The organism is Rhodococcus sp. NCIMB 12038, assembly GCF_002165735.1.
GTDB lineage: Bacteria > Actinomycetota > Actinomycetes > Mycobacteriales > Mycobacteriaceae > Rhodococcus_F.
Map to the genome: position 1 here is coordinate 1 of NZ_NHML01000051.1, position 15,124 is coordinate 15,124.

13 protein-coding genes, 2 rRNA genes and 1 pseudogene are annotated in these 15,124 nt (G+C 66.9%); all 16 read left to right on the top strand.

Going from position 1 to position 15,124, the window contains the following annotated elements; translation table 11 throughout:
* A 23S ribosomal RNA gene (locus CA951_RS39880) occupies window positions 1-1,337 on the top strand; the annotation flags it as partial.
* Window positions 1,338-1,475: 138 nt separating this feature from the next.
* Window positions 1,476-1,592, top strand: a 5S ribosomal RNA gene (gene rrf / locus CA951_RS39885).
* 60 nt (window positions 1,593-1,652) lie between these two features.
* A complete protein-coding gene (locus CA951_RS39890; protein ID WP_087562114.1) occupies window positions 1,653-2,621 on the top strand; it encodes a M48 family metallopeptidase in 969 nt (322 codons plus the stop codon).
* Complete coding sequence (locus CA951_RS39895) at window positions 2,618-3,613, top strand: HAD-IIA family hydrolase (RefSeq protein WP_087562115.1); 996 nt, start codon at window positions 2,618-2,620, stop codon at window positions 3,611-3,613. Before CA951_RS39890 ends, CA951_RS39895 begins: the two co-directional genes overlap by 4 nt.
* A 77-nt stretch (window positions 3,614-3,690) precedes the next feature.
* Complete coding sequence (locus tag CA951_RS43115; RefSeq protein ID WP_043943807.1) at window positions 3,691-3,918, top strand: hypothetical protein; 228 nt, start codon at window positions 3,691-3,693, stop codon at window positions 3,916-3,918.
* Between the two features lies 1 nt (window position 3,919).
* A complete protein-coding gene (locus CA951_RS39900; RefSeq protein WP_087562116.1) occupies window positions 3,920-4,750 on the top strand; it encodes a TlyA family RNA methyltransferase in 831 nt (276 codons plus the stop codon).
* A complete protein-coding gene (locus tag CA951_RS39905) occupies window positions 4,747-5,709 on the top strand; it encodes an NAD kinase (RefSeq protein WP_072941897.1) in 963 nt (320 codons plus the stop codon). The genes CA951_RS39900 and CA951_RS39905 overlap by 4 nt, the downstream gene beginning before the upstream one ends.
* Before the next feature lie 2 nt (window positions 5,710-5,711).
* The gene (gene recN, locus CA951_RS39910; protein WP_087562117.1) at window positions 5,712-7,484 is read left to right on the top strand and encodes a DNA repair protein RecN; all 1,773 of its coding nucleotides are present in this window, start codon (window positions 5,712-5,714) and stop codon (window positions 7,482-7,484) included.
* A 107-nt stretch (window positions 7,485-7,591) separates the two neighbouring features.
* The gene (gene steA / locus CA951_RS39915; protein ID WP_087562118.1) at window positions 7,592-8,776 is read left to right on the top strand and encodes a putative cytokinetic ring protein SteA; all 1,185 of its coding nucleotides are present in this window, start codon (window positions 7,592-7,594) and stop codon (window positions 8,774-8,776) included.
* The gene (locus CA951_RS39920; protein WP_087562119.1) at window positions 8,773-9,723 is read left to right on the top strand and encodes a copper transporter; all 951 of its coding nucleotides are present in this window, start codon (window positions 8,773-8,775) and stop codon (window positions 9,721-9,723) included. The genes steA and CA951_RS39920 overlap by 4 nt, the downstream gene beginning before the upstream one ends.
* A gap of 141 nt (window positions 9,724-9,864) precedes the next feature.
* Window positions 9,865-11,634: a CTP synthase gene (locus CA951_RS39925; RefSeq protein WP_087562120.1), complete on the top strand. Its 1,770-nt coding sequence runs from the start codon at window positions 9,865-9,867 to the stop codon at window positions 11,632-11,634.
* A 13-nt stretch (window positions 11,635-11,647) separates the two neighbouring features.
* Entirely contained in the window at window positions 11,648-12,316 is a 669-nt protein-coding gene (locus tag CA951_RS39930; RefSeq protein ID WP_087562121.1) for an NUDIX hydrolase, read from the top strand.
* A pseudogene (locus CA951_RS39935) lies at window positions 12,317-12,490 on the top strand (tyrosine-type recombinase/integrase); the annotation flags it as partial.
* A 58-nt stretch (window positions 12,491-12,548) separates the two neighbouring features.
* Window positions 12,549-13,553, top strand: coding sequence for a ParA family protein (locus CA951_RS39940; protein WP_087562122.1), 1,005 nt, complete (start codon window positions 12,549-12,551; stop codon window positions 13,551-13,553).
* Window positions 13,554-14,414 (top strand): ScpA family protein, encoded by an 861-nt coding sequence (locus CA951_RS39945; RefSeq protein WP_087562123.1) that lies wholly within the window; start codon window positions 13,554-13,556, stop codon window positions 14,412-14,414.
* On the top strand, window positions 14,411-15,115 hold the full coding sequence (scpB, locus tag CA951_RS39950; protein WP_087562124.1) for an SMC-Scp complex subunit ScpB: 705 nt from the start codon (window positions 14,411-14,413) through the stop codon (window positions 15,113-15,115). Before CA951_RS39945 ends, scpB begins: the two co-directional genes overlap by 4 nt.
* The last annotated feature ends 9 nt before the right edge of the window (window positions 15,116-15,124 follow it).

Here is a 15,124-nt window from a genome sequence, read left to right on the forward strand (position 1 = left end):
GCCGAGAAAAGCCTCTAGCGAGCTTTCACACGGCCCGTACCCCAAACCGACACAGGTGGTCAGGTAGAGAATACTAAGGCGATCGAGATAACTATGGTTAAGGAACTCGGCAAAATGCCCCCGTAACTTCGGGAGAAGGGGGGCCTCGTTTGGTGATCACTCTTGCAGTGTGAGCTGGGTGGGGCCGCAGAGACCAGTGAGAAGCGACTGTTTACTAAAAACACAGGTCCGTGCGAAGTCGTAAGACGATGTATACGGACTGACGCCTGCCCGGTGCTGGAAGGTTAAGAGGACCGGTTAGCCACTTGTGGCGAAGCTGAGAATTTAAGCCCCAGTAAACGGCGGTGGTAACTATAACCATCCTAAGGTAGCGAAATTCCTTGTCGGGTAAGTTCCGACCTGCACGAATGGCGTAACGACTTCTCAGCTGTCTCAACCATAGACTCGGCGAAATTGCATTACGAGTAAAGATGCTCGTTACGCGCGGCAGGACGAAAAGACCCCGGGACCTTCACTACAGCTTGGTATTGGTGTTCGGTTCGGTTTGTGTAGGATAGGTGGGAGACTGTGAAGCGCTCACGCCAGTGAGTGTGGAGTCGTTGTTGAAATACCACTCTGATCGTATTGGACCTCTAACCTCGGACCATGATCTGGTTCAGGGACAGTGCCTGGTGGGTAGTTTAACTGGGGCGGTTGCCTCCCAAAATGTAACGGAGGCGCCCAAAGGTTCCCTCAGCCTGGTTGGCAATCAGGTGTCGAGTGCAAGTGCACAAGGGAGCTTGACTGTGAGACTGACAGGTCGAGCAGGGACGAAAGTCGGGACTAGTGATCCGGCACCGGCAAGTGGAAGCGGTGTCGCTCAACGGATAAAAGGTACCCCGGGGATAACAGGCTGATCTTCCCCAAGAGTCCATATCGACGGGATGGTTTGGCACCTCGATGTCGGCTCGTCGCATCCTGGGGCTGGAGTAGGTCCCAAGGGTTGGGCTGTTCGCCCATTAAAGCGGCACGCGAGCTGGGTTTAGAACGTCGTGAGACAGTTCGGTCTCTATCCGCCGCGCGCGTTAGAAACTTGAGGAAGGCTGTCCCTAGTACGAGAGGACCGGGACGGACGAACCTCTGGTGTGCCAGTTGTTCCACCAGGAGCACCGCTGGTTAGCTACGTTCGGAAGGGATAACCGCTGAAAGCATCTAAGCGGGAAGCCTGTTCCAAGATGAGGTTTCTCACCCCCTCGAGGGGGTAAGGCCCCCGGCAGACCACCGGGTTGATAGGCCAGAACTGGAAGCCAGGTAACTGGTGCAGGTGACTGGTACTAATAGGCCGAGGACTTACCACAAAGAAGCTACGCGTCCACTGTGCAGTATCTGAAACAACACACACGTTTCAGAACTGAAGAAGAAGAACCACACCCATCATCGATCCAAACGATGGGGTTGTGTCTTCGCTGATGTTCCGTGTGACAGTTTCATAGAGTTACGGCGGCCATAGCGGAGGGGAAACGCCCGGTCCCATTCCGAACCCGGAAGCTAAGCCCTCCAGCGCCGATGGTACTGCACCCGACAGGGTGTGGGAGAGTAGGACACCGCCGAACATCCGTTACCGAAAGGGGACCCAATATACTGGGTCCCCTTTCGTGGTTTGTGTGAAAGGAATGACTGTGTCGGAGAGTGACGACGGACGTCGGTCCTTCCGCGGAGGCGGTGCCTCGAGTAGTGACCGAGGCGGTGCCTCCGGTGCTAACCGTGGCGGTGCCTCCGGTGGTAATCGTGGCGGCGCCGGCGGTTCCGGTCGTGGTGGCTCGTCCGGCGGTCCCCGTCGCGATTCGCGCGACAACCGTGGCGGCGCAGGGGGCGATCGTCGTGGTGGCGGACCCCGTCGTGGCGGTGAGGGCGGCTTCGCGCCTCGCGGACGTGAAGGTGACCGTCCGCAGCGGCAGCAGGCCCGTCCGGACGAACCGGATCTGCCCGAGAACGTCGAGGCAGGCGAACTCGATCCGGCCGTCCGCCGAGACCTGCTGAGCTTGGACAAGACGAACGCGAACACGGTTGCGCGTCACCTGGTGATGGCCGGCAAGCTGGTCGACGACGATCCGCGCCTCGCACTCGCACATGCCCGGGCCGCGCGTCAGCGTGCGGGTCGCATCGCCATCGTCCGTGAGGCTGCGGGTATCACCGCATACCACGCCGGCGAATGGGCGGAAGCCCTGTCGGAGTTGCGCGCTGCTCGTCGCATGGCAGGCGGTCCCGGACTGCTCGCGGTGATGGCGGATTGCGAACGTGGACTCGGTCGCCCGGAGCGTGCGATCGAACTCGGCCGAAGCGAGGAAGCCGCTGCACTCTCGGGTGACGAAGCTGCCGAGCTGCGCATGGTGGTCGCCGGTGCGCGCATGGATCTCGGACAGTTCGATCAGGCCGTCGTCACGCTGCAGACTCCCGATCTCGATGCCGCGCGGACCGGTCCCGGTGCCGCTCGCCTGTTTTATGCGTACGCGGATGCCCTGGTTGCGGCCGGTCGTATCGAGGATGGACTCAAGTGGTTCCTCAACTCCGCCGCCGCGGATCTCGAGGGTGACACCGATGCGGAGGAGCGTGTGGCCGAGCTGACCGGAGACGATCAGTGACGACGCTGCGCGACAATTACGACGCACTGCTGCTCGACCTCGACGGCACCCTGTACCAGGGGCCGCAGGAAATCCCCGGTGCGCGTGAGGCTTTGGCTGCCGGGACGCAGTCCTGCTACTACGTGACCAACAACGCCAGTCGCAGTCCGGGTGACGTCGCGGAACACCTGACCGAACTCGGTTTCGACGCCGGCGAGTCGACGGTGGTGACGAGTTCGCAGTCCGCGGCCAGGCTGCTCGCGGAGAACGTCGCACTCGACTCGGCGGTGCTCGTTGTGGGCACGGATGCGCTCGCGGACGAGGTGCGCAACGTCGGACTGCGTCCGGTGCGTTCGTTCGAGGACGCACCCGCCGCTGTCGTCCAGGGACATTCGCCGACCACGGACTGGGCGATCCTCGCCGAGGCGACCCTCGCGATCCGTGCGGGTGCCGTCTGGGTGGCGGCGAACCTGGACTCGACCCTCCCCACCGAGCGGGGTCTCGTGCTCGGCAACGGCTCGATGGTCGCGGCCCTGCGCGCGGCGACGTCCCGCGAACCACTCGTGGCGGGTAAGCCGGCCGCGCCGCTGATGGAAGATGCGATGCGCCGCAGCGGTTGTGTGCGGCCCCTCGTCGTCGGCGACAGGCTGGACACCGACATCGAAGGCGCCAACAACGTCGGTCTCGAGTCGCTGCTGGTGCTCACCGGAGTGAGCACTGCGATCGACGTGCTGCGTGCCGTCCCGGAGCAGCGCCCCACGTACCTGGCATCCGAACTGGACGCGCTCAACCGGCCCGCCGACGAGTCGCTCGTCGGGGAGGACAGCCGGTGGTCGGTCGAGTTCGACGGCACCGATCTGGTGATCGAACCAGCCGCGGATTCCGGTGAACCGGTGGATTCGGCCGCGTTGCTGCGGGCCGTGGCCGTCGGTGCATGGAAATTCCCCGACTTCGCGCGGATCACGTCGACGACGCCCGCGGTGAGCGCAGTCGTCTCCGGCTGGGGTGCCTGAACCCCACCGGACCCGCGTTGTTCGTCACGCGATTCGCTGTATGCGTATCGGAACGCGATGGACTAGCGTTGTGCCCGATGAGCACGCCAATACCGCGCCCGGGAGCCCATCTACCTGGGCCTCCTCAGAGTGTCGACCCCGAGAAGATCCACACGGAGGTCGACGGATTGTTGTCGCGGCTCGGAGCCGTCGAACCTGATCCCGACGACGAGCACGGCGTCGGGGTCATCCCACGCAAAGCCCATCTTCTCGAGAAGGCGCACGACGTGCTGGTGGAGGCCCTGGCCACCGTGGACAAGATCTGACGTGGCCCGTCGAGCACGGGTGGATGCCGAACTCGTTCGGCGGGGACTGGCCCGGTCCCGAGAACACGCGCAAGAACTCATCGCCTCCGGCCGAGTGCTGATCTCGGGTGCGGCAGCGACCAAACCGGCCACCGCCATCGAAGCGGGAACGCCGCTGCGGGTGGTCGAGGTCGACAACGAAGTGTCCTGGGCATCCCGCGGCGCGCACAAACTCGTCGGTGCGCTCGAGGCGTTCGGCCCCCGCGGACTCGAAGTCGACGGCAAGCGCTGTCTTGACGCCGGCGCATCGACCGGCGGCTTCACCGACGTGCTGCTGCACCACGGCGCGCGGGAGGTCGTGGCGGTGGACGTCGGGTACGGACAGTTGGTGTGGCGCCTGCAGTCCGACGACCGCGTGCACGTCGTGGACCGCACCAACGTGCGATCCATCGATGCCGAGCAGATCGGCGGCCGGGTCGACCTGGTGGTCGCGGACCTGTCGTTCATCTCCCTGAAACTCGTGCTCCCGGCGTTCGTCGCCTGCGTGGCCGAGGGCGCAGACCTGATACCGATGGTGAAGCCGCAATTCGAGGTCGGCAAGGATCACGTGGGCTCTGGTGGGGTGGTGCGTGACCCGGAGTTGCGCGTCGCCGCGGTCCTGGACGTCGCGAAGACGGCGGCGTCGCTGGGACTGCGTACCGTCGGTGCGGTGGCCAGTCCACTGCCGGGACCGTCGGGGAACGTCGAATACTTCCTGTGGCTCCGCGCGGATGTCACACCCGGGACGGATGATGTACAGGTCGAGTCGGTAGAAGAGTTGATCCGCACCGCGGTGCAGGAGGGACCACAGTGAGCGGGGGAAGCAGCGGCGCCCAGCAACGCGAGCGGGAGATCCTGCTCGTGGCGCACCCGGGTCGCGCCGAGATCACGGAGACCGCGCGGCGCGTCGGCAAGATCTTCGAGCGGGCCGGGATCGGACTGCGGGTGCTCGTCGACGAGGTCGACAGCACCCGCATCGAACCGATGGACGGCATGGCGGCCGACGAATTCCTGGTTCCAGGGCTGGAAGTCACCATCGTGCAGGCCGGTCCCGACGCCGCCCTCGGGTGCGAAATGGTGCTCGTCCTCGGCGGCGACGGCACCTTCCTCCGGGCAGCGGAACTCGCCCAGGCCGCGTCCATTCCGGTCCTGGGCATCAATCTGGGCCGGATCGGGTTCCTCGCGGAAACGGAGGCCGAGCACCTCGACGAGGCATTAGGCCAGGTGGTGCGCCGGGAATACCGCATCGAACACCGCATGACGCTGGACGTGCTGGTCCGGGTGGACGACGAGATCATCGAACGAGGCTGGGCGCTCAACGAGGCGAGCATCGAGAACCGGTCCCGGCTCGGTGTGCTCGAGGTGGTGCTCGAGGTGGACGGGCGGCCGGTGTCGGCGTTCGGCTGCGACGGCGTCCTCATCTCCACACCCACCGGGTCGACGGCATACGCGTTCTCGGCGGGCGGCCCCGTGGTGTGGCCGGAACTCGAGGCGCTGCTGGTGGTCCCGAGCAACGCGCATGCCTTGTTCGCGCGCCCCCTCGTGACGAGCCCGGAATCGTTGATCGCGGTGGAGACGGTGGCAGGCAGCCACGACGGCCTGGTGTTCTGCGACGGTCGCCGGACCCTCGAATTGCCCGCGGGCGCCCGCGTCGAAGTGGTGCGTGGCAAGGAACCCGTTCGTTGGGTACGACTGGATTCGGCGCCGTTCGCGGACCGGATGGTGCGAAAGTTCGAGCTGCCCGTCACAGGGTGGCGAGGAAGGAAGCCCTAGACGTGCTGGCAGAGATCAGGATCGACAACCTCGGTGTGATCTCCGAGGCGTCGGCGCAATTCCACGAAGGTTTGACGGTGCTCACTGGTGAGACCGGCGCGGGCAAGACGATGGTGGTGACGAGCCTGCACCTGCTCAGCGGTGCGCGGGCAGACGCGGGCCGGGTGCGCCTCGGTGCGCCGCGGGCCGTCGTTGAGGGCCGGTTCATGACGGACGAGGGCTCGGAGCACGTCGAACGTGCGGTGTCGCGGCTGCTGGAATCGACGGGTGCCGAGCGGGACGAGGACGGCACCATCATCGCGGTCCGCACCGTCGGCAGCGACGGCCGGTCCCGGGCCCACCTGGGTGGGCGCAGCGTTCCGGCGGGCGTGCTGTCCGAGTTCACCGATCCACTGCTCACCGTGCACGGGCAGAACGATCAGCTGCGGCTGCTCCGCCCGGACCAGCAGTGCGCCGCGCTCGACCGATTCGCCGACAAGGCGGTCGGGCCGCTGATCGCGCGGTACCGCAAGCACCGCGACGAGTGGATGACCGCGCGATCCGAACTGATCGAACGGACCGGTCGTACCCGGGAACTCGCGCAGGAAGCCGACCAACTGACGTTCGCCCTCAACGAGATCGACGGCGCCGCCCCGACCCCGGGCGAGGACGAGTCGATCGTGTCGGAGGTGCGCAGGCTCAGCGAACTCGACTCGCTGCGGTCGGCGGCGGAGGAAGCACACGCCGCTCTAGCCGGTGGCGACGACATGGACGGTGACGGTGTGGCCGCGCCCGCGCTGGACCTGCTGTCCGAGGCGCGGGCCCGAATCGAATCGGCCACCGACCCCGAACTCGACGGGCTCGGACCCCGCCTCGCCGACGCGATCGCGGTGGTCACCGACGTCTCCGCCGATCTCACCACGTATCTCGCCGGGCTGCCGGCGGACCCTGGGGCGCTGGACTCCCTGCTGTCCCGGCAGGCGGAACTGAAGAACCTCATCCGTAAGTACGCCGCCGACGTCGACGGCGTACTGGAATGGGCCGACAACGCCCGTGCGCGGCTCGCGAAGATCGACGTCTCCTCGGATGCGCTGGCCGCCCTGACGAAGCAGGTGGAGGAGTCGGCGGCGTCGACGGCGGAGGCGGCGTCGAAACTGACCGCGGCCCGCGTCAAGGCCGCGACCAAGCTCGCCAAGGCCGTCAGCTCCGAACTCGCCGGTCTGGCAATGGGCCGCGCGGCGCTCGAGGTGACGGTCCGGCCCCGGATCGCCGGACCCCAGGACACGGCCCCGCTCACTGTCGACGGCACCGAACTGCACGCGGGATCGTCCGGCGTCGACGAAGTGGAGTTCCGGCTGTCGGCGCACAGCGGCGCGCAGTCGCTGCCTATCAGCAAGAGCGCGTCCGGAGGTGAACTCTCACGCGTGATGCTCGCCCTCGAGGTGGTGCTCGCCGGGTCCGACTCGGGCGCGACGATGGTGTTCGACGAGGTCGACGCCGGCGTCGGAGGGCGCGCCGCGGTCGAGATCGGCCGGCGACTGGCCCGGCTGGCCCGCACGCACCAGGTCATCGTCGTCACGCACCTGCCGCAGGTTGCGGCGTTCGCGGACACCCACCTGGTGGTCGACAAGGTCGACGACGAGGACGGCGTCGTCAGCAGTGGCGTGCATACACTCACCGACGACGAACGGGTCGTGGAACTGGCCCGGATGCTCGCAGGCCTCGACGACACGGAGACCGGTCGCGCCCACGCGGAGGAGCTGCTGGCGACTGCCAACGCCGAGCGGTCCGCCTGACCCGGCCCGGTGAGCCGTCGGCCGCCGTGGTAATGGTGTGACTGATGTGGTAAACGGTTCGGCGCGCCTCCACAGGTCGGTCCTGCTTCCGGTCCATCATCGAATCCATGAAGATGCCGGCACTGCTGTCACGTAACACCGAAACTTTGCCTGGGGTCAGCGGCATCGCCAGGGTGGATCGCAACACGGCCAAGTTGCTGCGCCGCGTCGGACCCGGCGACATCGTCGTTCTCGACGAGCTCGACCTCGATCGCGGAACCGCGGACGCCCTGGTGAAGGCCGGCGTCCTCGCTGTGATCAACGCGTCGCCCTCGATTTCGGGTCGGTATCCCAACCTCGGCCCGGAGGTGATCGTCGCCAACGGGATCCTCCTGGTGGATTCGGCGGGCGCCGAGGTCTTCAAGAGCATCAAGGACGGCAGCAAGGTCCGGGTGAACGGGGGAGGTGTCTACTCCGGGGAACGGCGCATCGCCAACGGCGACGAACAGACCGAGGCGGAGATCTCAGACCGGATGATCGAGGCGAAGACCGGACTGGTCGACCACCTCGAGGCATTCTCCGGCAACACCATCGAGTTCATCCGCACCGAGAGTCCGCTGCTGATCGACGGGGTCGGAGTCCCCGACGTCGACGTCGACATGAAGGACCGGCACGTCGTCATCGTGTCCGACGGCCCGGACCACGCGTCCGACCTGAAGAACCTCAAGCCGTTCATCAAGGAGTACTCACCGATCCTCATCGGAGTCGGGGCAGGCGCCGACGTCCTGAAGTCGGCGGGCTATCGCCCGGACCTCATCGTCGGCGACCCAGAGGACATCACGAGCGCGACGTTGAAGTCTGGCGCCGAGGTGGTCCTGCCCGCCGACCAGGACGGCCACGCACCCGGTCTGTCGCGTATCCAGGACCTCGGCATCGGAGCGATGACGTTCCCCGCGTCCGGGTCCCCGTCCGACCTGGCCCTGCTGCTGGCCGACCACCACGGCGCGTCGCTGATCGTCACGGTCGGGAGCACCGTCTCCCTCGACGAGTTCTTCGACCGCGGCCGCCGTGACAGCAACCCGTCGGCGTTCATGACCCGCCTGAAGGTCGGGCCGAAACTGGTGGACGCGAAGGCCGTGGCGACCCTGTACCGGAGCCGGGTGTCGGGCGGCGCGATCGCGCTGCTCGTCCTCGCCGCTCTCGTGGCCGTGATCGTGGCGTTGGTCGTGTCCAACGTGGGTGGTGAGGCACTCGACTGGGCCGTCGCGACATGGAACAGCTTCGCGTTGTGGGTCCAGGGGTTCTTCAAGTGATTTCTCTGCGTCAACATGCCATTTCCATAGCGGCGATCTTTCTGGCTCTGGCAATCGGCGTGGTGATGGGCTCCGGCCTGTTGTCGAGCGGTCTCGTGTCGGGACTGCGCGACGACAAGGCCGACCTGCAGACCGACATGGAGAACGCGACCGAACGCAACAACCAACTGACCGAGCAGTTGAACTCGGCGGACGGCTTCGATTCCGCGGTGGGCGGCCGCGTGGTCGCAGGCTCGCTCGCGCAGCGCACGGTGATGGTCGTGACGACCCCCGATGCCGACCCCGCCGACCTCGACGGAGTCAACCGGATGATCGCGCAAGCCGGCGGTTCGGTGACCGGGCGGGTGTCGTTGACCGACTCGTTCGTCGACGCCACGGGCGGCGACCGCTTGCGGACGGTCGTCAACAACGTGATCCCCGCGGGCGTCACGTTGAAGACCGGGGCCGTCGACCAGGGCAGCCTCGCGGGCGACCTGCTGGGCTCGGTTCTCATGCTCGGCAAGGAGACGGGTCAGCCGCAGAGTTCCGCCCAGGAGATGGCGCTCGCCCTCGAGACCCTGCGCGGCGCCGGATTCGTCAGCTACGACGACGGCGCGGTCCAGCCTGCGCAGGTCGCGGTGGTGCTGACCGGTGACAGGGACGTCGAGGACGGCGTCAGCGGCAACCGCGGTGCCGTCGTGGCGCGGTTCGCGGGCGCGCTGGACTCGCGCGGTGCCGGTGCGGTGCTCGCCGGACGTCCGGCCTCCGCCCAGGGCAACGGCGCGGTCGCCGTGGCCCGGGCCGACGCCGCTCTCTCGGCGGCGCTCACGACGATCGACAACATCGACCGGGAAGCGGGCAAGATCACCGTTCCGCTCGCCCTGCAGGAGCAACTGAACGGCGGCGCAGGCCGGTACGGCACGGGACCCGGCACCACCGGAGTCACCGTGGGGGCCACCCCGGCGTAGCGCGCGTCACATCGGGGCGGGCAATCGCGGCGCGTTGTTTCCGGGACGTCCGCCGAGGTGTTACCGTGAAGTCCCGTGGGTCGGCAGGCCCCAGCATTGCTCGAACAGACCAAGCCCTGCACAGTCGTCACGGGAGCCCCTTTGCCACAGTCACGCACTCATTCGCGTACCGCCACCAAGCACATCTTCGTGAGCGGCGGCGTCGCCTCCTCACTCGGCAAGGGCCTCACAGCCTCGAGCCTCGGGCAATTGCTGACCGCGCGGGGAATGCGCGTGACCATGCAGAAGCTGGATCCGTACCTCAACGTCGATCCGGGCACGATGAACCCCTTCCAGCACGGTGAGGTCTTCGTCACCGAGGACGGTGCGGAGACCGACCTCGACGTCGGCCACTACGAGCGCTTCCTCGACCGCGACCTGTCCGGTCAGGCCAATGTGACCACCGGCCAGGTGTATTCGACGGTCATCGCCAAGGAGCGGCGCGGCGAATACCTCGGCGACACCGTCCAGGTCATTCCGCACATCACGGACGAGATCAAGAGCCGCATCCTGGCGATGAGCGGGCCGGATCTGCAGGGGCACCGCCCGGACGTCGTCATCACGGAGATCGGCGGCACCGTCGGCGACATCGAATCGCAGCCGTTCCTCGAGGCCGCCCGTCAGGTGCGCCACGACGTCGGCCGGGACAACGTCTTCTTCCTCCACGTCTCCCTGGTCCCGTACCTGGCGCCGTCGGGTGAGCTCAAGACGAAGCCCACCCAGCACTCGGTTGCCGCACTGCGGAACATCGGTATCCAGCCCGACGCGCTGATCCTGCGCTGCGACCGCGAGGTTCCCCCGGCGCTGAAGAACAAGATCGCGCTCATGTGCGACGTCGACGTCGACGGCTGCATCTCGACCCCCGACGCGCCGTCGATCTACGACATCCCGAAGGTGCTGCACAGCGAGGGCCTCGACGCGTACGTCGTCCGTCAGCTGGGACTGCCGTTCCGCGACGTGGACTGGACCGTGTGGGGAAACCTGCTCGAGCGTGTCCACCAGCCGCGCGAGACCGTGCGGATCGCCCTCGTCGGGAAATACGTCGACCTGCCCGACGCGTACCTCTCCGTCACCGAGGCGCTGCGTGCAGGCGGATTCGCAAATCGCTCCAAGGTGGAGATCTCGTGGGTGCCGTCCGACGCGTGTGAGACGGAAGCGGGCGCGCAGGCCGCGCTCGGCGACGTCGACGGCGTTCTGATTCCCGGTGGCTTCGGAATCCGCGGCATCGAGGGCAAGCTCGGCGCGATCCGGTACGCCCGCCACCGGAAGATCCCCCTGCTCGGACTGTGTCTGGGTCTTCAGTGCGTCGTGATCGAAGCCGCGCGCAGCGTGGGTCTGGACGACGCCAACTCCGCCGAGTTCGAACCCGAGACCACGCACCCCGTGATCTCCACCATGGCCGACCAGGAAGACGTCATCGCCGGTGAGGCCGACCTCGGCGGCACGATGCGCCTCGGCGCGTACCCGGCCGTCCTGGCGAAGGGATCCGTCGTCGCCCGGGCCTACGGCAGCGAAGAGGTGTCCGAACGTCACCGTCACCGCTACGAGGTCAACAACGCGTACCGCGACCGGATCGCCAAGAGTGGACTCCGGTTCAGCGGCACCTCTCCCGACGGTCACCTCGTCGAGTTCGTCGAGTACCCGGCCGACCAGCACCCGTTCTTCGTCGCCACGCAGGCCCACCCCGAGCTGAAGAGCCGTCCGACGCGTCCGCATCCGCTGTTCGCGGCGTTTGTCGACGCGGCGCTGCGGCACAAGCTCGAGGAGCGCCTCCCCGTCGACGTGCACGGTGAGGAGCGTGCGGCCGCCGACGACGAGATCGCCGATTCCGCCGACCGCGACGAGGTCGCGTCAGTCGACAGCGCAGGATAGGGCGACGCGGACCATGCCCGACATCGGCCGGCACGAATTCGAGACTCTCGACTCGCGCGCCGTCTACAGCGGCGCGATCCTCGCGCTGCGCGTGGATCACGTCGCGATGCCGGATGGCAGGACTGCCGAACGTGAGGTCGTCGAGCACCACGGCGCCGTCGCCGTCGTGGTGCTCGACGACGAGGACCGGATCGTGCTGATCCACCAGTACCGGCACCCGGTGGGGCGCCGGTTGTGGGAGATCCCGGCGGGCCTGCTGGACGAGCCGGGGGAGGACCCCGTCGACGCCGCCAGACGCGAACTGGCGGAAGAGACCGGCCTCGCGGCCCGGCGCTGGTCCGTCCTCGTGGATGTCGTTCTCTCACCGGGGTTCACGGACGAGTCGGTGCGCGTGTTCCTCGCCGAGGACCTGTACGAGGTGGACCGGCCCGACCCGGAGGACGAGGAAGCCGACCTCGAGATCGAGCGGATTCCGTTCGACGACGTCGTGTCGATGGTGCTGAACGGGACCATCGTCAACGCCACGGCCGCGTCCGGAGTGATGGCCCTCGCCGCCGCCCGGTCCCGGCCGGGCGGTCTCGGCGAACTCCGCGACGTGAGCGCTCCCTGGGTCGATCGCCCCGAGCGGTTCAGCGAGCGGAAGCGCGCACGTGCCGCCGGGGACGAAGCCGCGCGGGCCTGACCGCACACACTCCGCCACTCGTTCGCGACCCACCTGCTCGACGGCGGCGCCGACGTCCGCGTCGTCCAGGAGTTGCTGGGACACGCGTCGGTGACGGCCACCCGGATATATGCGCTGGTGACAGTGGGTGCCCTCCGCGAAGTGTGGGTGGGAGCGCACCCCCGGGCGCGGTAGCGGAAAGCGTGTCGAGGGGAAAATTCACGGTACGAGGCGGTAGCGTTCGTATAACGATGTGGGATCGGCAGCGATCATCGAGAGAACAGGGGATCATCGGACCGTGGTGACACCGCAGCCGCCAGCGGCGGAGTCAGAGCACTCGCAACCGGAGGGCGACATGTTCGACGTGCGGCAAACTGAAACCGCAGACTTGTTCGAGAACGCTGCCGTGGTCGTGGAGGAGCAACTCGGCCCCACGGGACGGCCGACGCGTGACGTGCCGCAACCCGCCCCGTTGCCCTCGCACGGACCGGCCAAGATCGTCGCGATGTGCAACCAGAAGGGCGGCGTCGGCAAGACGACGTCGACGATCAACCTGGGTGCGTCGCTGGCCGAATACGGCAGGCGGGTCCTGCTCGTCGACCTCGATCCCCAGGGGGCGCTGTCCGCGGGCCTCGGCGTCGCGCACAACGACCTCGAATTGACGGTCCACAATCTGCTCGTCGAACCGCGCGTCTCGATCGACGACGTCCTGATGCGGACACGCGTCGAGGGCCTCGACCTTCTGCCGAGCAACATCGACCTGTCGGCGGCGGAGATCCAGCTCGTCACCGAGGTGGGGCGGGAGCAGACGCTCGGACGTGTGCTGCATCCCGTGCTCGACCGCTACGACTACGTCCTCATCGACTGCCAGCCGTCCCTCGGCCTGCTCACGGTCAACGCGCTGGCCTGCGCGGACTCGGTGATAATCCCGATGGAGTGCGAGTACTTCAGCCTGCGCGGCCTGGCGCTGCTCAACGACACGGTCGAGAAGGTCCACGACAGGCTCAACCCGCGGCTCGTACTCGCCGGCATCGTCGTGACGATGTTCGACTCGCGGACCCTGCACGCGCGCGAGGTGATGGCCCGCGTGGTGGAGGTGTTCGGGGATCTGGTCTACGACACCGTGATCAACCGGACCGTGCGATTCCCCGAGACCTCCGTCGCCGGGGAACCGATCACCACGTGGGCGCCCAAATCGACCGGTGCCGAGGCGTACCGTGCGCTGGCACGCGAGGTCATCCACCGGTCCGGCCGGTAAGTGGTGGATACGCAAGACATTCCGGCACCACCGCAGACCGAGGGTTCGAACGGCGAGGACCCGCAGGCGCCCGCCGCCAAACCCGGCTTCCGGGTGACGCTGCGGAATTTCGAGGGTCCGTTCGATCTGCTGCTCACCCTGATCAACCAGCGGCAGCTGGACGTGACGGAAGTCGCGCTGCACCAGGTGACGGACGACTTCATCGCCTACATGCGCACCCTCGGCGCGGAGATGGGACTCGACCAGACCACCGAGTTCCTGGTGGTCGCCGCGACGCTGCTCGATCTGAAGGCGGCGCGTCTGCTCCCCGCGGGACAGGTGGAGGACGCCGAGGACCTCGCGCTCCTCGAAGCACGCGACCTGCTGTTCGCCCGGCTGCTGCAGTACCGCGCGTACAAGCAGGTGGCGCAACTGTTCGGGGAGCTCGAGGCGGCCGCGCTGCGCCGGTACCCGCGGTCGGCGGCACTGGAGGACCAGTTCACCCAGTTGCTGCCGGAAGTATTGCTCGGCGTCGACCCGCAGCGGTTCGCGGAGATCGCCGCGACCGTGTTAACACCCCGCCCGAAGCCCACCGTGGGACTTGATCACCTGCACGACATGCACGCGGTGTCGGTCCCCGAACAGGCGGCGCGCATGCTGGAACTGCTCCGCGAGCGAGGAGCCGGTGAGTGGGCGACCTTCGGCGACCTCGTCTCGGAGTGCGAGGTCACCGCCCTGATCGTGGCAAGATTCCTCGCGCTGCTCGAGTTGTACCGCGAGCAGTCGGTGTTGTTCGAACAGCCCGAGCCGCTCGGGCAACTATTGGTGAGCTGGACCGGGGACGGACCACACGCCCCGGTGACCGAGGAGGATTACGGATGAGTTCGGCCCCGTTCGACGAGCCGGGCGCCGTCGACGCAGAACCCGAACTGTCGGACGCAGAACCGGAGCTGTCGGACACCGAACTGGCAGCGATTCTCGAGTCGTTGCTGCTGATCGTCGACTCTCCGGCCGGAGCGGAGCAGCTCGCGTCAGCGACCGGTGCTTCTGTGAATCGCATCACGGAGTCCCTGAACCGCATGTCGGCCGAGCTCACGGCCCGGGAAAGCGGGATGGACCTCCGATATGCCGGTGACGGTTGGCGTCTCTACACCCGCACCGCGTACGCGCCCTACGTGGAACGGCTCCTGCTCGACGGAGCGCGCTCCAAACTGACGAGGGCGGCATTGGAAACTCTGGCCGTGGTGGCATACCGTCAACCGTTGACCCGCGCACGGATCAGTGCGGTGCGCGGCGTCAACGTGGATGGTGTGGTGCGCACACTTCTCGCTCGCGGGTTGATCGCCGAAGCCGGCGTCGACCCCGATACCAACGCCACGCAGTACTCGACGACGGAACTCTTCCTGGAACGGCTCGGCTTGGCGTCTCTGGCCGATCTTCCCGCCTTGGCTCCGTTGTTGCCGGATGTGGACCTGATAGATGACATCAGTGACAGTCTGGAATCTGACCCACGATTTGCGAGAATGAATAAAGCTACGGCTTCCACAGAAGAGTTGGACACCGGGCTGGACACCGAAGACTGACAGGGATAG

Bases quoted from the DNA above. Each gene is read 5' to 3' on its own strand.
- scpB (WP_087562124.1), top strand. From the start codon at position 14,411: ATGAGTTCGGCCCCGTTCGACGAGCCGGGCGCCGTCGACGCAGAACCC.
- CA951_RS39930 (WP_087562121.1), top strand. From the start codon at position 11,648: ATGCCCGACATCGGCCGGCACGAATTCGAGACTCTCGACTCGCGCGCC.
- CA951_RS43115 (WP_043943807.1), top strand. From the start codon at position 3,691: ATGAGCACGCCAATACCGCGCCCGGGAGCCCATCTACCTGGGCCTCCT.
- steA (WP_087562118.1), top strand. From the start codon at position 7,592: ATGAAGATGCCGGCACTGCTGTCACGTAACACCGAAACTTTGCCTGGG.
- CA951_RS39890 (WP_087562114.1), top strand. From the start codon at position 1,653: ATGACTGTGTCGGAGAGTGACGACGGACGTCGGTCCTTCCGCGGAGGC.